Origin of the sequence: Virgisporangium aurantiacum (assembly GCF_016863635.1) — a bacterium.
GTDB classification, from domain to species: Bacteria; Actinomycetota; Actinomycetes; order Mycobacteriales; family Micromonosporaceae; genus Virgisporangium; species Virgisporangium aurantiacum.
This window is the reverse complement of the sequence record NZ_BOPG01000068.1, coordinates 13,849-29,866: the sequence shown is the minus strand read 5'-3', so window position 1 is coordinate 29,866 and position 16,018 is coordinate 13,849. Positions and strand designations below refer to the sequence as shown.

Sequence of the window (16,018 nt, the reverse complement as noted above, 5' to 3'; positions counted from 1 at the left end):
TATCGTCACATCGACGATATCCTCGACCGACCTTTATCGTCAAGGTGGTGATAAGTGGTGGACGTCGCAGTCGACCTCGTTGTGCTGACCATTCGCGGCGGTGAGTTGTGCACGCTGCTGATCCGGCGCGGCGTCGCGCCGCACAAGGGACGGTGGGCGCTGCCCGGCGGATTCGTGCTCGCCGACGAGGATCTCGCGGCCGCCGCCGGGCGCGAGCTCCGCGAAGAGACCGGCGTCGCGTCGGTCGCCGGTCATCTGGAACAGCTTCGAACGTATGGCGCGCCGCGTAGAGATCCGAGGGGACGCGTGGTGAGCGTCGCCTATCTCGCGCTGCTACCGGACCTGCCCGTTCCGACGGCCGGCTCCGACGCCGCGGTCGCCCACTGGCGGCCGGCGCACACGGCCACCCGCCTCGCGTTCGACCACGACACCATCCTCCGCGACGGCATCGAACGCGCCAGCGCGAAGCTGGAGTACACCTCGCTCGCCGCGGCGTTCTGTCCGCCGGAGTTCACGATCGCCGAACTCCGCGCGGTCTACGAAGCGGTCTGGGGCACCGACCTCGACCCGCGCAACTTCCATCGCAAGGCGACCACCACCGACGGCTTCGTCAAGGCCACCGGCCGGCGCCGCGCGCAGGCGGCGGGCCGTCCCGCCGAGCTCTTCCAGCGGGGGGACGCCGAGGTGCTCTACCCGCCGCTGCTGCGACCGAGGTAGGTGCCACCGGGATCCGACGACACCGCGATCGGCTCGAAGCCGAGCCGTTCGTAGAACGCCCGCGCGTCGACGTTCTTCGGGTCCATCGAGAGGTGGAACTTCTCGATCCCCCGGCTCACCAGCTCGCCGCGGAACGCGTCCATCAGCTTCCGGCCGAGGCCCTGGCCCTGGTAGCCGGGCAGCAGGTCGATGTGCAGGTGCGCCGGGTACGGGGCCAGGTCGTCGTGCACCATCCGGGCCGGGTTGTACATCAGCTCGCGGATGAGACTCTCGAAGTCGGTGACCTCGGCCGGCCGGCCGGCGTGCCGCGGCGCCACCAGCGGCAGCCAGGTGGTCTGGAACCAGCCGGCGAACGCGGCCGTGTCGGCGGTGCCGAGGATGTATCCGACCGCCCGGCCGCCGTCGTCGGCCACGAACGCGAGCAGCGGGTCGTAGACCAGGTACGGCTCGGCGAACGTGTCGGGCAGCAGCGCGGTGTCGGTCATGCTGCCGCGGGCGTCGCGTCCGGTGTGCCCGGTGAGAATGCAGATCTCCCGGAGCGTGTCCAGATCGGTCGGCTCGTATCGGCGTACATGGGCCACGCCGGAACACTAGCCGACCTTGATACCCAGCCCTTCCAGCACGTTCTCGATGAAACCGGAGCCGGTGGAGCCGCCGGAACCGCTCGACCCGCCGGAACCCGAGCCGGAACCATGGCCCCCGGAGCCGGTGGAGCTGCCGGAGTCGTGGCCGGAACCGGAACCGGAACGCGAACCCGAACCGCCCGGACCGCCGGGGGCGGGCGCGGCCGCCTGGCCACCGGAACCGTGATCATCGTCCGACGGCTCGTCGGGTCCCACGTTCTGGTCCGTCGCGGTCGCCGGGGGGACGCTCACGGCGTCACCGGAACTGCCGGGACCCGCCGGAGCGCCGGCGGCCGGAACACCGCCAACACCGACAGCCTGGGCCCCGCCGGAGCCGGGCCCGGCGGCGACGGAACCGGCCGCGGTGGCACCGGCCGCGGTGCCCGCGGCCGGGGTCGGGCAGGGACTCGACTCGGGCCGCCGCCCGGCGGGGACCGCGCCACCGGCCAGGCCGTCCGCGGCGGACGGCGCGGCGCCGCCCGACACGCCGCCCTCGGGAGCGACGGCCGCGGGCGGATGCGGCGGCGCGATGTGCGGACCCGGCGCCACGACGACCGGCTGGCCGCCATCGGCGCGATAGCCGTCCGGAGGCTCTTCGTAACGCAGAGCCGCGCGCCCGGCGAGGAGCACGACCAGCGTCGGCAGCGCGGTCAGCGCGATGAGCAGGCCGACCGCGATCCAGGCCCGGCGGCTCGGCGAGCGGACCGGCGCCTTGTGCGTCGCCGGCGAGTAGGACGTCCGGGCGGCGGAGAGCGCCGCCTCGATTACGGGATGTGACCTGACGCTCGGAGTGGCGTCCTCGGGTGCGCGCGGGGGGAGGGGCACGCTGACTCCAACGCGGATATACCGGGGTCGGACGCGAACATGAGATTCCTTGAACGTCTTGCCCGTGGTTCCGGGGCAAAGTAATGCGAGACTGGACGCGGCGGCACCGGGGCCGCGGCCTTCGCACACCCTGCGTGGCTCGGCGCCGGCGTCCACTCCCGCCGCGAGCGCCACCCCGATCGGGCGGAGCGCGCGGCACCACCCCGCTGCGCGGCAGGGTCACCCCACTGCCGTTGCGAGACACGACAGGGAGAACACGAATGGCCAAGGGAGGTCCGGGGCACGACCCCGACTTCGTACAACTACTGAACGCCGACGGCGAACGGGTGGAACACCCCGAGTACTCCGTCGAGTTCACCGACGAGGAGTACCGCGGCCTCTACCGCGATCTCGTCACCGTCCGCAAGCTCGACGCCGAGGCCACCGCCCTGCAGCGGCAGGGTGAGCTGGGCATCTGGGCCAGCCTGCTCGGCCAGGAGGCCGCCCAGGTCGGTTCCGGCCGGGCGCTGCGCCCGCAGGACATGGCGTTCCCGACCTACCGGGAACACGGCGTGCTCTACTGCCGCGGCATCGACCCGATCATGCCGCTGGGCCTGTTCCGGGGCGTCGACCAGGGCGGATGGGACTCCCAGGCGTTCAAGTTCCACATGTACACGATCGTGATCGGCGCGCAGACCCTGCACGCCACCGGCTACGCCATGGGCATCACCATGGACGGCAAGGTCGGTACAGACGAGGGCGAAGCGGTCATCGCGTACTTCGGCGACGGGGCCTCCAGCCAGGGCGACGTCAACGAGGCGTTCGTGTACTCGACGGTCTTCAACGCGCCGGTCGTGTTCTTCTGCCAGAACAACCAGTACGCGATCTCCGAGCCGCTCGAACGCCAGACCCGCGTGCCGCTCTACCAGCGCGCCAACGGCTTCGGCTTCCCGGGCGTTCGGGTCGACGGCAACGACGTGCTCGCCACCTATGCGGTCACCCGCAAGGCCGTCGACCAGGCCCGGCACGGCCAGGGTCCGACCCTGGTCGAGGCCTACACCTACCGGATGGGCGCGCACACCACGAACGACGACCCCACGCGGTACCGCATCGCCAGCGAGGTCGAGGCCTGGCAGGCCAAGGACCCGATCAAGCGGATGCGTCTCCTGCTTTCGAACGAGGGCATGGCAGATGACGCGTTTTATGCGGATTGCGACGAATCTGCCGCTGCGCAAGCGCAGGATCTGCGCGAACGGGTGCTGGCGATGCCCGACCCGCAGCCGCTGACGCTCTTCGACAACGTCTATCCCGGTGGCTCACCGGAGCTCGACGAGCAGCGCGAGCAGTTCGCCGCCTACCAGGCCTCGTTCGAGGGGAGCCACCGATGACCACCACGCTGGGTAAAGCCATCACCCTTGGCCTGCGCCGCGCCCTCGAGAACGACGACAAGGTCATCATCATGGGAGAGGACGTCGGCAAGCTCGGCGGCGTCTTCCGCATCACCGATGGCCTGCAGAAGGACTTCGGTGAAGAGCGCGTGATCGACACCCCGCTCGCCGAGTCCGGCATCATCGGGACGGCGGTCGGCCTCGCGATCCGCGGCTACCGCCCGGTGTGCGAGATCCAGTTCGACGGCTTCGTCTACCCCGCCTACGACCAGATCGTCTCCCAGGTCGCGAAGATGTACTACCGGTCGCAGGGCCGGGTGACGATCCCGATGGTGATCCGGATCCCGTTCGGCGGCGGCATCGGCGCGGTCGAGCACCACTCCGAGTCGCCGGAGGCGTACTTCGCGCACACGGCCGGCCTCAAGGTCGTCGCGTGCTCCAACCCGAACGACGCCTACTGGATGCTCCAGCAGGCGATCACCAGCGACGACCCGATCGTGTTCCTGGAGCCGAAGCGGCGGTACTGGGAGAAGGGCGAGGTCGATCTCGACGCACCCGCTGGGCCGCTGCACGCGTCGCGCGTCGTGCGGCCGGGCACCGACGTCACGGTCGTCGCCTACGGCCCGATGGTGCGCACCTGCCTCGACGCGGCTGCCGCCGCCGACGAGGACGGCCGCTCGATCGAGGTGATCGACCTGCGCACGATCTCCCCGCTCGACCTGGAGCCGGTGTACGAGTCGATCCGCCGCACCGGCCGCTGCGTGGTGGTGCACGAGGCGCCGTCGAACCTCGGTATCGGCGCCGAGGTGGCCGCCCGGGTCACCGAGAAGTGCTTCTATTCCCTGGAGGCGCCCGTCCTGCGGGTCACCGGCTTCGACACGCCGTACCCGGCGTCCCGGCTCGAGGAGGACTTCCTGCCCGACCTCGACCGGGTGCTCGACGCCGTCGACCGCTCGTTCGGGTTCTGAGGGGGGTTCACACGATGACGCGCATCAAGGACTTCGCGCTGCCCGACCTCGGTGAGGGCCTGGTCGAGGGCGACATTCTGAAGTGGCTGGTGTCGGTCGGCGACACCGTCACCCAGAACCAGCCGATCGTCGAGGTCGAGACCGCGAAGGCGGCGGTGGAGATCCCGGCGAAGTGGCCCGGCCAGGTCACCGCGATCCACTGCTCGGAGGGTGACACGGTCGCGGTCGGCACGCCGATCATCTCGATCGACACCGACCCGGGTGCGGGGCCGGTGCCGTCGGCGGCGGCGCTGGCCGCGGTCGACGTGGCCGGAGACGCGCCGGTGGAACCGGGGATGACCGGTAGTCCGGCACCGAACGCGGTGCTGGTGGGGTACGGACCGCGGGCGGGTGCGGTGAAACGCCGTCCCCGGTCTTCTGCCGTTGCCCCTGCCGCTGCTCCGGTTTCTGCTGCTCCGGTTTCTGTTGCGCCGGCGCCAGTTGTGGTTTCGCAGGCCTCGGTCGCCGTGCTGGCCAAGCCGCCGGTGCGGAAGCTGGCCAAGGACCTCGGGGTCGACCTGACCACCATCACGGGCACCGGGCCGGCGGGCTCGATCTCGCGCGCCGACGTGCTGGGCGCGCAGGCTGTGCCGAGCGTCACGCCGGCAATCGACGAAACCGCCCGTGAGCAGCGCATACCCGTCAAGGGTGTCCGCAAGTTGACCGCCGAGAACATGGTCGCGAGCGCGTTCACGGCGCCGCACGTGAGCGTGTTCAACACGGTCGACGTCACCCGCGGTATGCGGGCGCTGGCCCGGCTGCGGGAGCAGCGCGAGTGGCGGGACGTCCGGATCTCGCCCCTGCTCCTGGTGGCGAAGGCCGTGCTCACGGCGCTGAAGCGGCACCCGATGATCAACTCGTCGTGGGCCGGCAACGAGATCGTGGTGAAGAACTACGTCAACCTCGGTATCGCCGCTGCCACCGACCGCGGGCTGATCGTCCCCAATATCAAGGACGCGCAGGCGATGCGCCTCCGCGAACTCGCCGACGCCATGAACGCCCTGGTCAGCACGGCTAAGACGGGCAAGACGACACCGGCCGACATGTCCGGCGGCACGTTCACGATCACCAATGTGGGCGTGTTCGGCGTCGACACCGGAACGCCGATCCTGCCCCCGGGCGAAGCGGCGATCCTGGCGGTCGGCTCGATCCGCGACGCGGCCTGGGCCCACAAGGGCAAGATCAAAGTGCGTCAGATCACCACGCTCAGCCTGTCGTTCGACCACCGCATCATCGACGGCGAGCAGGGCTCCAAGTTCCTACACGACGTCAGCGGATTCCTCAGCGATCCGGAGGCCGCACTCCTGTCCTGGACCTGAACCGCAACCGAATATTCGTCGGGGTGTGCGGCGCGTCACCTTCAAATCGTTGGAATATCCCCGCCTCTACGCCGTTAACTAAGGTGTAGAGGAAGGGATCCCATCATGAGCATCGTCCAGCGTTACCGCGTCCGCCGCGACGCCAACCGCCGCCGTGCGGCCATCGCCCGCGCGATCAACACGTACCCGTCGCACGCCCTGCGCCAGGAACTCGAGGCGATGGCCTCCCGGTGACCGGCCGGAACCGACGACACCTGAAGAGCACCACCGATCACGGCCCGACCGGCCCCGCCGGTCGGGCCTCTTGCATCAGCTCGGGTTTTCCGAGATCACCCGGGGCACGGTGGGGTTTTGCAGGGGACGTGTGGGCAGCGGGTAGGTTGTGCTGATGCGACCGAGGAGGCGCGCATGACGGCCGAGACCCACGAGCCAGGCGAATCCACACCGCCGACCGACGGACCGCCCCCCACGCGGGCCCGCGCTTCAGTGCCGCCCCCGAACCGGGCCAGCGGTTCGGTGTACGGCACCCCGGCCAGCCGCCAACCAGACCCCGACGATGACGACGAGCCCCGCTTGGGCCCGTTCCCTCCGTCCGGGCCGGTCGCACCGCCGTCGGCGTCGCCCACCTCCGGGCCACCCACTTCCGGGCCACCTGCACCACCGCCCGCCGGCACGGCCGCATTCCCGCCGCCACCGGGGGGCTCGGCCGCATTCCCCGCGCCACCGCCCGGCACGGCTGCGTTCTCCCCACCGCCCGGCACGGCTGCGTTCTCCCCACCGCCCGGCACGTCCGCGTTCTCCCCGCCGCCGGCGAGCGCGTTCCCGCCGCCAGCTGGCGCGACCGCGTTCCCGCCGCCGGCCGGTGCGATGCCGCCCTCACCGGCGCCCAACGAGTCGGCGCCGTTCCCGCCGCCGCCCGCGGCGGGCGCGACTGGGTTCGCGCCGGGCTCGGCCGCACCTATCTCCGGGCCGGCTTCGGGACCACCAGCGCCGCCGTCCGCCAGCGCGCCGTCATCGGGTCCGCCGTCGGAAACGCCGTTCGGCGGCGCGCCGTCATCGGGAGCGCCGTTCTCGGGGGCGCCGTCGTCGCCGTTCGCGAGCCCGCCATCATCAGGGCCGCCGTTCGGCGGTGCGCCGTCATCGGGGGCGCCGTCGTCGCCGTTCGCCAGTGCGCCGTCATCCGGGCCGCCGTCGGCGCCGGCCTTTGAGGCACCGGTCTTTGAGGCACCGCCCGCCGGTGGGTCGCCGTTCGAGTCGCCTGCGGGGGCTTCGCCGTCTGGGGCTTTGGGTGCGCCGTTCAGCGCTCAGCCGCCGCCGGCAGAACCGCCTGCGGCACCGCAGTTTCCCCCGCCGGCCGGAGCGCCGCCGCTGCGTCCGGCTGGGGCGGGACGGGCCAGCGTGCCGGGGCCGACGGTTTACGGCTCACCGGCGTCGGCGGGTGGATCGCCAGCGGCACCGGCAAACCCGGTCACCCCGAGCAGCCCCGCCGCACCCGGCAGCGCATCCGTGCCCGGCAGCGCATCCGTGCCCGGCAGCGCATCCGTGCCCGGCAGCCCTGCCGTGCCTGGCAGCGCGTCCGTTCCTGGCGGCGCGTCCATCCCCGGCAGCCCGGCCGTGGCAAGCCAGCCGGAATCGGCTGCCGGTGTCTACGGGCGGCCGCCGGCGTCCAGCCCGGCGCGGGGTGCGGTCTACGGCCGGCCCAGCCAGCCGCCGCCCGACGACGAACCTGACACGCCGGAGCCCGGTTCGAGCTTCGGTCAGCCGGGGACGGCCTTCGGCGCGCCCGCCCCGGACTTCGGGCAACCCGGCGCTGGTCGACCCGGCGCGGGATTTGGGCAGTCCGCTCCCCCGTCGGGGGCGGGTGCTCGGGGCTACGAACCCGGTGGCGTACCGGGTCCGGCGGGGTCGTTCCCGGGGTTCCAGCCGGTTGGTTCCCCGGCTGAGGCGGAGCGGACTCCGCCGGTGTCGTCCGGGCCGCCGTCGTACCAATCGCCGCCGGCCGGTGACGAGTCGGCGTTCGGCGCGCCGCCGGCCAGCGGGCCGCCCGCCGGATTCGGTGCGGCGCCCGCCAGCGGAGCAGGGTTCAGCGCACCACCGGCCAGCGGCGCAGGATTCAACGCACCGCCCACGAGTGGCGCGGGGTTCAGCGGGGCAGCGCCGGCCAGCGGCGCGGGATTCGACGCACCGCCCGCGAGTGGCGCAGGATTCAGCGCACCACCGGCCAGCGGCGCAGGGTTCAGCGCACCGCCGGCCGGCGGCACAGGATTCGGCACGGCAGAATCGGCCAACGAATCAGCCTTCGCAGCCCCACCCGCCAGCGGAGCAGGCTTCGGCACGGCAACACCGGCCAGTGGCGCAGGATTCGGCACGGCAACACCGGCCAGTGGCGCAGGGTTCAGCGGCGCGGCACCAGCCAGCGGAGCAGGATTCGGCACCGCGGCACCCGCCAGCGGCGCAGGATTCGGTGCAGCACCGGCGAGCGGACCAGGCTTCGGCACGGCAGCACCCGCCAGCGGCCCCGGCTTCGGCACGACGTTCGGAGCACCGCCCGGCGGTGGCGCGGCCCCGGCCAGTGGACCACCGTCACCGTATGGAGACTCGGCGTTTGGCAACGAACCGGCTTCGGGGCCGCCCGGATTCGGGCATGCCTACGGTGACGCGCAGCAGCAGCAGGGCGGCGGCGTCTACGGCGCACCCACACCGGCGACAGGGACGAGAACAGGGACATCGTCCGGCGGCAAGAAGAAACTGCTCATCATCGGGCTGATCGCGGCCGCGGTGATTCTGCTCTTGGCCACGGGTGGGTTTGTCGCGTTCAGGGTGCTCGGCAGCTCCAACAATTTTGCCGTCGGGTCGTGTGTCAAGCAGGACGGCAACGAGGCGAAGCAGGTCGACTGCAGCGAGAAGGGCGCCTTCTCGGTTGTCTCCAAGGAGACCAAGCGGGAGGACTGCGCCGACCAGGCCCAGCCCTTCGTCCTCATTGAACGCGACGGCAAGACCGAAGTGCTGTGCCTGAGCCCGAAGAAGTGAGAGTCAGGGCACCGGAGCTCAGGGGACGCGGCTGGCTCAACACGGGCGGGCGGGCGCTCGAACTGAAGGACCTCAGGGGCCGCATCGCGATCCTCGACTTCTGGACGTTCTGCTGCATCAACTGCCTGCACGTGCTCGACGAACTGCGCCCGCTCGAAGAAAAGTACGCCGATGTGCTCGTCGTCATCGGCGTGCACTCGCCCAAATTCGAGCACGAGAAGGACCCGGTGGCGCTCGCCGCCGCCGTGGAGCGGTACGGCGTCACCCATCCCGTGCTCGACGACCCGGACCTTGACATGTGGCAGCAGTACACCGCCAAGGCCTGGCCGACGCTCTCGGTCGTCGACCCCGAGGGCTACGTCGTCGCGTCGATGGCCGGGGAGGGCCACGCCGAGGGCCTCGCCCGCATGATCGATCGGCTCGTCGAGGAACACGAGCGCAAGGGAACGCTGGTCCGCGGCGCCGGCCCGTACGTGCCACCCGCACCGAAAGAAACCGAACTGCGGTTCCCCGGAAAAGCGATAACCATAGGAGACGCGTTTCTCGTAGCCGATTCAGCTCACCACAGCCTCGTGGTCTTCGACAGCCACGACGAGAAGGTGATCCGGAGGATCGGCGATCGGGAGCGGGGTCACGTCGACGGGCCGGCCGAGCAGGCCCGGTTCAACGAACCCGGCGGCATGTGCCAGCTTCCCAGGAGCGTCGCCGACGTCTGCGGCTACGACGTGGTGGTCGCCGACACCGTCAACCACCTGCTCCGGGGAGTGAAGCTCGACACCGGTGAGGTGAGCACGGTCGCCGGCAGCGGCAGTCCGTGGCGGTCGAGCGTCGACTTCGACGCCCATGACGCGCTCGCCGTCGACCTGTCCTCGCCCTGGGACCTGGCCTGGTACGACGACCTCGTCATCGTCGCGATGGCCGGGATCCACCAACTGTGGTGGTTCGACCCGATCAAGCGCACCGCCGGCGTGTACGCCGGAACCACGGTCGAGGCCCTCCGGGACGGCCCGCTCCAGGAGGCCTGGTTCGCCCAGCCGTCCGGGCTGTCCGCACAGGGCGACCGGTTGTGGATCGCCGACTCCGAGTCGAGCGCCCTGCGCTACGTCGAGAACAAAGAGGTGCACACCGTCGTCGGGCAGGGGCTGTTCGACTTCGGGCTCGTCGACGGGCCGGCCGCCGAGGCGCTGCTGCAACACCCGCTCGGCGTGCTCGCGCTCGACGACGGAACCGTGTACGTCGCCGACACCTACAACGGTGCCGTGCGGCGGTACCGCGACGGACGGGTCGACACGGTGGCGACCGGGCTGGGCGAGCCGAGCGACCTGGTGCGCGCTGCCAACGGCGACATCTTCGTCGTGGAGTCGTCGACCCATCGGATTTCGCCACTCGTGGTGGCCTCAACGCGTCATATTGATTCTTCCCGGATGCGGACCGAGCGGCCCGCGACCGCCTTGACCACCGGATCTATCCGGCTCGAAGTTATCTTCGAGCCGGCGCCCGGCCAGAAGCTCGACGTCTCGTACGGCCCGGCCACGCGGCTGGAGGTGTCGGCGTCGCCGCCGGAACTGCTGGCCGCCGGCGTGGGCGTGGGCGAGGACCTGAGCCGCGAGCTGGTGCTGCGGCCGGGCACCGGTGTGCTGCAGGTCACCGCGCAGGCCGCCACGTGCGACGCCGAGGCCGAGCATCCCGCGTGCCACCTCACCAGACAGGACTGGGGCGTGCCGATCGAGGTGGCCGACGGTGGCGCCGAAAGGCTGGCGCTCGTCCTGCGTGGGTTGGACGTCGGACACCATTCATAGGCGAGAAACCTACGGTGCCGTAACCTGGGAAGGGTGACCGCTCCGACCCGTCTACGCCCGACCGACCTGGGAAAACCCCGCATGCGGGGGTGGCTGCACGCGTACGCGTTCGGTGTCGCGGCCATCGCCGGTGTGGTGCTGTGCGCGCTCGCGGCGACCAGGCCGGGGCCGGGCGCGATCATCAGCTGTGTGATCTACAGCATTACCGTGTGCCTGCTGTTCGGCACGAGCGCGCTGTACCACCGCCGGGTGTGGTCCCGGCGGATGTACCCGATCATGCGCCGGCTCGATCACTCGATGATCTTCGTATTCATCGCGGGGACGTACACGCCGTTCGCGGTGCTCCTGCTGTCGCCCGGTGCCGCCACCACGATCCTGGCGATCGTGTGGAGCGGCGCGCTCGCCGGCGTCGCCCTGAAGCTGGTCTGGCCGAACGCGCCGCGCTGGGTGTCGGCGCCGCTGTACATCGCGCTCGGCTGGGTGGCGGTGGCCGTACTGCCCGGCATCTACAGCGGTGGCGGGGTCACCGCGTTGGTGCTGCTCATCGCCGGCGGCGTGTTCTACACGGTCGGCGCGGTGTTCTACGCGCTGCGCAAGCCGAACCCGTGGCCACAGGTGTTCGGTCACCACGAGTTCTTCCATGCGTGCACGCTGGTGGCGGCGCTCTGCCACCACATCGCGGTCTACTTCGCGCTCTTCGCATGAAGAAAGGCCGGCTCCACAGGGAGCCGGCCTTCATCAAATTCACTCAGTAGCGACGCTCGGTGTACCGGCGCTCGACCACCTGCTCGCCGTCCGGGGTGATGTACCGATCGGTCGTCGCCGCCGCGGGCGGGGCCGCCACGATGCGGCGCCGGCGCGAATTCCACACCCAGAGGGTGAGGACCATTCCCGCCAGGCCGGCAAGAATGAGAACCCAGCCGACCACGTTGATGTCCAACCAACCGCCCAGGTCGGTGTCCTTCACCGCGAAGGCGAGGATTGCGCCGATGACCAGCAGGGCGATGCTTCCACCGATGCCCATTTGTATCCTCCTGTCGTCATCGGCCGACACGCTCGGCGATGACCCGTGCGGCCAGTGACCGCTGACTTAAGGTGAACCGATATCGAGGGGGATACCCCGCCGGTCCGCGGCTCAATCAGGCAGGCTGAATTCGATGACGGTGCGCACGCTGGTGTTGCTCAGGCATGCCAAAGCCGCGAACCCGGAGGGCGTGGCCGACCACGACCGTCCGTTGACCGCCCGTGGGCACGCCGACGCGTCGGCTGCCGGGGCCTGGCTGACGTCGCGGAACCTGCGCCCGCAGCGCGTGCTCTGCTCGACGTCCCGCCGCACCCGGGAGACCTGGCACTCGGTGCGCGTCGCGCTCGGAGACGCGGGGATCGCCCCCGATCTCGTCCTCTCGCCCGAGCTCTACTCGGCCGGAACGATCGCGATGCTGGAGCTCATCCGGGCGATGTCGCCCGACGTCGGTGTGCTCATGGTGGTCGGGCACAACCCGACCGTCTCGATGGTGTCGGTGCTGCTCGATCCCGGCACCGAGGTGGAAGAGGGGCTGCGCACGGCCGGGATCGCGGTGCACGTGGTCGACGGGGAGTGGACGGACTTCGGCCCGGACCAGGCACCGCTGTCGGCGGCGCACACGGCCCGGGCCTCTGTCTGACGCTTTAGAAGGCCTCTTCCGGAATCTCCATCGCGTCGAGGTTCGTGCCCTCGACGATGCGGCGGTCGCTGGCCAGCCGGGGCAGCACCTCGCGGGCGAAGAACCGCGCCGCGGCGATCTTGCCTTCGTAGAACGCCTTCTCGCTGGGCGACTGCTCCTGCGTGAGCGCCTGCAGCGCGACGTCGGCCTGCCGCTGCAACAGCCAACCGACGATGACGTCACCGAGGGCGAGCAGGATGCGCCGGCTCGCCAGGCCGACCTTGTACAGCGCCTGCGGTTCGCCACCCATCGCCTCGCCGAACCAGCCGGTGACGGCCTGCATCATCCCGTCGATCTCACCGAGCGCGGCGCCCAGCGCCAGCCGCTCCTCCTTCAGCTGACCGTTGCCGGCCTCGGCCTCGAGGAACTGCTTGATCTCGCCGGACAGGTGATTGAGGGCGACGCCCTGGTCCTTCACGATCTTGCGGAAGACCAGATCGAGGGACTGGATCGCGGTGGTGCCCTCGTACAGCGAGTCGATCTTCGCGTCGCGCACGTACTGCTCGAGCGGGTAGTCCTGGAGGAATCCGGAGCCGCCGAACGTCTGGAGCGACTCCTGGCTGAGCAGTTCCGAGGCCCGCTCCGAGCCGCAGCCCTTCACCAGTGGCAGCAGCAGGTCGTTGACCCGGTCGGCCAGGTCGGCCGTCACCTCGTCACCCTCGTGCTTCGCGGTGAAGGCCTTGTCCTGCCAGCTCGCCGTGTACATGACGAGCGCCCGCAGGCCCTCGGTGTACGACTTCTGGAGCATCAGGCTTCGGCGTACGTCGGGGTGATTGGTGATCGCGACGCGCGGGGCCGTCTTGTCGGTGGACCGCAACAGGTCGGCACCCTGCTTCCGGGTCTTCGCGTACTCGAGCGCGTTGCGGTAGCCGGTCGACGCGGTGGCGATCGCCTTGGTGCCGACCATCATGCGGGCGTTCTCGATGATCAGGAACATCTGACGGATGCCCTGGTGCACGTCGCCGAGCAGCCAGCCCTTCGCGGGTACGCCGTGCTCGCCGAAGGTCATCTCGCAGGTCGTGGAGACCTTGATGCCCATCTTCTTCTCGACGTTCGTCACGAAGACGCCGTTGCGCTCCTTCAGGTCGCCCGTCTCCGGGTCGAAGTGGAACTTCGGCACGACGAACAGCGACAGGCCCTTGGTGCCCGGGCCGCCGGCACCCTCGACGCCGACCGGACGGGCCAGCACGTAGTGGATGATGTTGTCGCTCAGGTCGTGCTCGGCGCTGGTGATGAACCGCTTGACGCCCTCGATGTGGTACGAGCCGTCGGGCTGCGGGACGGCTCGCGTGCGGCCGGCACCCACGTCGGAACCGGCGTCGGGCTCGGTGAGCACCATCGTGGCGCCCCACGCCTTGTCGATGAACAGCTTCGCCCACTGCTTCTGCTCGTCGTTGCCCTCGGCGAAGAGGATGTTGGCGAACTCGGTGCCGGACGCGTACATCCACACCGGGGCGTTGGAGCCGAGGATGAGTTCGGCGAGCGCCCACCACAGCATCCGCGGCGCCGGGGTGCCCCCGATCTCTGGGAACAGGACGCCCAGCCGCCAGAACTCGGAGCCCATGAACGCCTCGTACGACTTCCGGAACTCGGCCGGCATCGTGACGCTGTACGTGGCCGGGTCGTACACCGGCGGATTGCGGTCGCCTTCGGCGTAGGAGGCGGCGAGGTCTTCCCGCGCCAACCGCTCCACCTCGGCGAGCAGGCTGCGGGCCGTTTCGGCGTCAATCTCCGGGTACGGCTCGCGGCCGAGGTACTGCTCGGCGCCGAACACCTCGAACAGATTGAACAGCTGATCCCGCATGCTGCTCTTGAAGTGAGTCATCGCTGCTCCCTCTTGCCTACTGGGCGGTAGCCATGACCATATTACTTGCCAGTAACCCCCGGGTCTGTCATCCCCGTGACTGATTTCACACGCTTTGGCTTTACTCGGGGGTGCCGAGCTCCCAACTGGGGACGTTCACCGGCGCCGGCTTGGCGCTGGTGCCGACGTACTCCATCAGCACCAGGGCGATGTCGTCGTCGAGGCGGCCGCGGACCCACTCGACCAGCGCGCTCTCCAGCGACACCAGCCCGTCCGACACGTTGCCGTGCCCGACCAGTCCCCAGGCCCGCTCGGCGGTCGGGAAAAATTGGCCGTCACGTCGCGCCTCGGCCAGGCCGTCGGTGTAGAACAGCAGCCGATCGCCGGGTTCCAGCCGCTCGATCCGCGGGCAGGCGTCGGGCTTGAAGCCGAGGGGCGGCGAGTTCGACGCCGGCTCCAGGGGGATCACCTCGCCGCGGCGCAGCAGGAGCGGCGCCGGATGCCCGCAGTTGACGATCGTGATCGAGCCGCCGCGCTCCTCGACGAACGCCGCGGTCACGAAGTCTTCGTCGCCGACCGCCCGGGCCACCGCCCGGTCCAGGTCCGCGACAAGGTCGAGCAGGTTGTCCCGCTCATAGGCGACGTGACGGTACGAGCCCAGCACCGTGCTGGCCAGGCGCACCGCGTCGAGCCCCTTGCCACGCACGTCGCCGATCACCATGCGCATGCCGAACGGGGTGTCGAGCGCCTCGTACAGGTCACCGCCGATGTCGGCCACGGCCGTCGCCGAGATGTACCGCCCGGCGACCACCAGCGACCCGACCTGCCCACCGATCGGGCGCAGCACGGCCTGCTGGGCCACCGAGGCAAGCTTGGACATCTCGGCGAGCCGCTCGGTCTGGCGCTGACGCACCGACCCCACCAGCGCGGCGATCGCCGTGGCGATGACCACCCCGCCGACGTTGATGACCCGCGCGGTCATCGACCCGGCGGCGTCCGGCCAGGCGAACGTCACCCCGACCGCGGTGGCGACCCCGCCGACCGCCAGCACGTCACGCCACGACGCGAACGCGGCGGCCAGGAACGGCGCGGCGGCCAGCAGTCCGATGAAGTTCGCCTGGGCGCCGTCGGCCACCTCCACCGCGATCACGATCGCGAGCAACGCGAAAGCCACGCCGAGACCGGCGCGGGCGGTGGAGTCGGGCGGGCGCTTCATGTCGCGAATCAGCATGCCACCTCAGTGGCCCATGGCTGCTCGCACGATCGGCCGATCGTCTGTGGTTTCAGGCGATTTCATGGATGCCAGGCGGCTCGGAAACCGTGCCGGAATCGTCGAGCAACCAAGTGCGAACATCGATGCACATGAAGACGCCCTGACCATCGCCGGGGCTGTTATAAAAACGAGATCTACGGCACACTTGCTCCATGGCGGACCCCCTCGCGGACGTTGTGCGCTTGACCCCCGTCCCCAGAATCGGGGATCTGTTCATCGACGCCCGCGGCGACGGCCGCGCGATGCGGGTCAGCCTCCACCCCGACCGAGCCATCGCGGTCGTGTCACTGTGGTCGTCGAGCACCTGCCGCGCGTCGTTCCAGCTGCCACTGGAGGACGCCGCCCGCCTGGCCGAACTGCTGAGCCCGGCTGGCGCCGCGATCGACGCCGCTGCCGATGCAGATGCCGAGGCCTTTGAGGCTGATCACCCGTACCCCGGCCTCGCCGACACGCTCCACATCACGGGATCGATCGTGCCGCCGGGCCTGTCCCAGGCTTCCTGACGTCGCTCGCTCGCAGCTCTCGTCCGTCCTCGCCGGATCTTGGAATCT

General features: G+C 70.4%; 17 protein-coding genes. 10 read left to right on the top strand and 7 right to left on the bottom strand.

Annotation, left to right across the window (positions count from 1 at the left end; translation table 11 throughout):
* The first annotated feature begins 54 nt into the window (after positions 1 to 54).
* The gene (locus tag Vau01_RS45700) at positions 55 to 717 is read left to right on the top strand and encodes an NUDIX hydrolase (RefSeq protein ID WP_204006700.1); all 663 of its coding nucleotides are present in this window, start codon (positions 55 to 57) and stop codon (positions 715 to 717) included.
* On the opposite strand, the gene Vau01_RS45695 is transcribed toward Vau01_RS45700, so the two are convergent.
* Positions 690 to 1,298, bottom strand: a complete 609-nt coding sequence (locus tag Vau01_RS45695; protein ID WP_204006699.1) for a GNAT family N-acetyltransferase — start codon at positions 1,296 to 1,298, stop codon at positions 690 to 692. The genes Vau01_RS45700 and Vau01_RS45695 overlap by 28 nt on opposite strands.
* 9 nt (positions 1,299 to 1,307) lie before the next feature.
* Positions 1,308 to 2,165, bottom strand: coding sequence for a hypothetical protein (locus tag Vau01_RS45690; RefSeq protein ID WP_204006698.1), 858 nt, complete (start codon positions 2,163 to 2,165; stop codon positions 1,308 to 1,310).
* 227 nt (positions 2,166 to 2,392) lie between these two features.
* Here Vau01_RS45690 and pdhA point away from each other — a divergent pair, with 227 nt between their 5' ends.
* The 4 genes from pdhA to Vau01_RS64830 all read left to right on the top strand — a co-directional run bounded on the left by pdhA (position 2,393) and on the right by Vau01_RS64830 (position 6,092).
* A complete protein-coding gene (gene pdhA, locus Vau01_RS45685; RefSeq protein ID WP_373320408.1) occupies positions 2,393 to 3,532 on the top strand; it encodes a pyruvate dehydrogenase (acetyl-transferring) E1 component subunit alpha in 1,140 nt (379 codons plus the stop codon).
* On the top strand, positions 3,529 to 4,500 hold the full coding sequence (locus tag Vau01_RS45680) for an alpha-ketoacid dehydrogenase subunit beta (RefSeq protein WP_204006696.1): 972 nt from the start codon (positions 3,529 to 3,531) through the stop codon (positions 4,498 to 4,500). Before pdhA ends, Vau01_RS45680 begins: the two co-directional genes overlap by 4 nt.
* 14 nt (positions 4,501 to 4,514) lie before the next feature.
* A complete protein-coding gene (locus tag Vau01_RS45675) occupies positions 4,515 to 5,858 on the top strand; it encodes a dihydrolipoamide acetyltransferase family protein (protein ID WP_204006695.1) in 1,344 nt (447 codons plus the stop codon).
* 105 nt (positions 5,859 to 5,963) lie between these two features.
* Positions 5,964 to 6,092, top strand: coding sequence for a hypothetical protein (locus Vau01_RS64830; protein WP_275424020.1), 129 nt, complete (start codon positions 5,964 to 5,966; stop codon positions 6,090 to 6,092).
* A 1,181-nt stretch (positions 6,093 to 7,273) separates the two neighbouring features.
* On the opposite strand, the gene Vau01_RS45670 is transcribed toward Vau01_RS64830, so the two are convergent.
* Together Vau01_RS45670 and Vau01_RS45665 are read right to left on the bottom strand one after the other, a co-directional pair.
* Entirely contained in the window at positions 7,274 to 7,456 is a 183-nt protein-coding gene (locus tag Vau01_RS45670; protein ID WP_204006693.1) for a hypothetical protein, read from the bottom strand.
* Positions 7,457 to 7,729: 273 nt separating this feature from the next.
* A complete protein-coding gene (locus Vau01_RS45665; RefSeq protein ID WP_204006691.1) occupies positions 7,730 to 8,131 on the bottom strand; it encodes a hypothetical protein in 402 nt (133 codons plus the stop codon).
* A gap of 505 nt (positions 8,132 to 8,636) precedes the next feature.
* Between Vau01_RS45665 and Vau01_RS45660 the strand changes: the two genes are divergently transcribed.
* From Vau01_RS45660 to trhA, 3 genes are all read left to right on the top strand, one after another.
* The gene (locus tag Vau01_RS45660; protein WP_204006689.1) at positions 8,637 to 8,888 is read left to right on the top strand and encodes an LppU/SCO3897 family protein; all 252 of its coding nucleotides are present in this window, start codon (positions 8,637 to 8,639) and stop codon (positions 8,886 to 8,888) included.
* Positions 8,885 to 10,687 (top strand): NHL domain-containing thioredoxin family protein, encoded by a 1,803-nt coding sequence (locus tag Vau01_RS45655; RefSeq protein ID WP_204006687.1) that lies wholly within the window; start codon positions 8,885 to 8,887, stop codon positions 10,685 to 10,687. The genes Vau01_RS45660 and Vau01_RS45655 overlap by 4 nt, the downstream gene beginning before the upstream one ends.
* An 81-nt stretch (positions 10,688 to 10,768) precedes the next feature.
* Positions 10,769 to 11,392, top strand: coding sequence for a PAQR family membrane homeostasis protein TrhA (gene trhA, locus Vau01_RS45650; RefSeq protein WP_204006727.1), 624 nt, complete (start codon positions 10,769 to 10,771; stop codon positions 11,390 to 11,392).
* Between the two features lie 43 nt (positions 11,393 to 11,435).
* Here trhA and Vau01_RS45645 read toward each other — a convergent pair whose 3' ends face one another.
* Complete coding sequence (locus tag Vau01_RS45645) at positions 11,436 to 11,711, bottom strand: DUF6458 family protein (protein ID WP_204006685.1); 276 nt, start codon at positions 11,709 to 11,711, stop codon at positions 11,436 to 11,438.
* A gap of 133 nt (positions 11,712 to 11,844) precedes the next feature.
* On the opposite strand from Vau01_RS45645, the gene Vau01_RS45640 reads away from it, so the two are divergent.
* On the top strand, positions 11,845 to 12,351 hold the full coding sequence (locus Vau01_RS45640) for a SixA phosphatase family protein (protein WP_204006683.1): 507 nt from the start codon (positions 11,845 to 11,847) through the stop codon (positions 12,349 to 12,351).
* 4 nt (positions 12,352 to 12,355) lie between these two features.
* On the opposite strand, the gene Vau01_RS45635 is transcribed toward Vau01_RS45640, so the two are convergent.
* Both Vau01_RS45635 and Vau01_RS45630 read right to left on the bottom strand, forming a co-directional pair.
* Positions 12,356 to 14,215 (bottom strand): acyl-CoA dehydrogenase, encoded by a 1,860-nt coding sequence (locus Vau01_RS45635; protein ID WP_204006681.1) that lies wholly within the window; start codon positions 14,213 to 14,215, stop codon positions 12,356 to 12,358.
* Positions 14,216 to 14,315: 100 nt separating this feature from the next.
* Positions 14,316 to 15,425 carry a PP2C family protein-serine/threonine phosphatase gene (locus Vau01_RS45630; RefSeq protein ID WP_204006679.1) on the bottom strand — a complete coding sequence of 370 codons (1,110 nt, stop codon included), beginning with the start codon at positions 15,423 to 15,425 and terminating at the stop codon, positions 14,316 to 14,318.
* A gap of 194 nt (positions 15,426 to 15,619) precedes the next feature.
* Here Vau01_RS45630 and Vau01_RS45625 point away from each other — a divergent pair, with 194 nt between their 5' ends.
* The gene (locus tag Vau01_RS45625; protein ID WP_204006677.1) at positions 15,620 to 15,970 is read left to right on the top strand and encodes a hypothetical protein; all 351 of its coding nucleotides are present in this window, start codon (positions 15,620 to 15,622) and stop codon (positions 15,968 to 15,970) included.
* Positions 15,971 to 16,018: the final 48 nt, after the last annotated feature.

What these genes read in the sequence shown, in the direction of transcription:
- trhA (WP_204006727.1), top strand. Translation starts at nt 10,769, where the DNA reads ATGCGGGGGTGGCTGCACGCGTACGCGTTCGGTGTCGCGGCCATCGCC.
- Vau01_RS45680 (WP_204006696.1), top strand. Translation starts at nt 3,529, where the DNA reads ATGACCACCACGCTGGGTAAAGCCATCACCCTTGGCCTGCGCCGCGCC.
- Vau01_RS45625 (WP_204006677.1), top strand. Translation starts at nt 15,620, where the DNA reads ATGGCGGACCCCCTCGCGGACGTTGTGCGCTTGACCCCCGTCCCCAGA.
- Vau01_RS45670 (WP_204006693.1), bottom strand. Translation starts at nt 7,456, where the DNA reads ATGGACGCGCCGCCAGGAACGGACGCGCTGCCAGGCACGGCAGGGCTG.
- Vau01_RS45640 (WP_204006683.1), top strand. Translation starts at nt 11,845, where the DNA reads ATGACGGTGCGCACGCTGGTGTTGCTCAGGCATGCCAAAGCCGCGAAC.
- Vau01_RS64830 (WP_275424020.1), top strand. Translation starts at nt 5,964, where the DNA reads ATGAGCATCGTCCAGCGTTACCGCGTCCGCCGCGACGCCAACCGCCGC.
- Vau01_RS45675 (WP_204006695.1), top strand. Translation starts at nt 4,515, where the DNA reads ATGACGCGCATCAAGGACTTCGCGCTGCCCGACCTCGGTGAGGGCCTG.
- Vau01_RS45635 (WP_204006681.1), bottom strand. Translation starts at nt 14,215, where the DNA reads ATGACTCACTTCAAGAGCAGCATGCGGGATCAGCTGTTCAATCTGTTC.
- Vau01_RS45630 (WP_204006679.1), bottom strand. Translation starts at nt 15,425, where the DNA reads ATGCTGATTCGCGACATGAAGCGCCCGCCCGACTCCACCGCCCGCGCC.
- Vau01_RS45645 (WP_204006685.1), bottom strand. Translation starts at nt 11,711, where the DNA reads ATGGGCATCGGTGGAAGCATCGCCCTGCTGGTCATCGGCGCAATCCTC.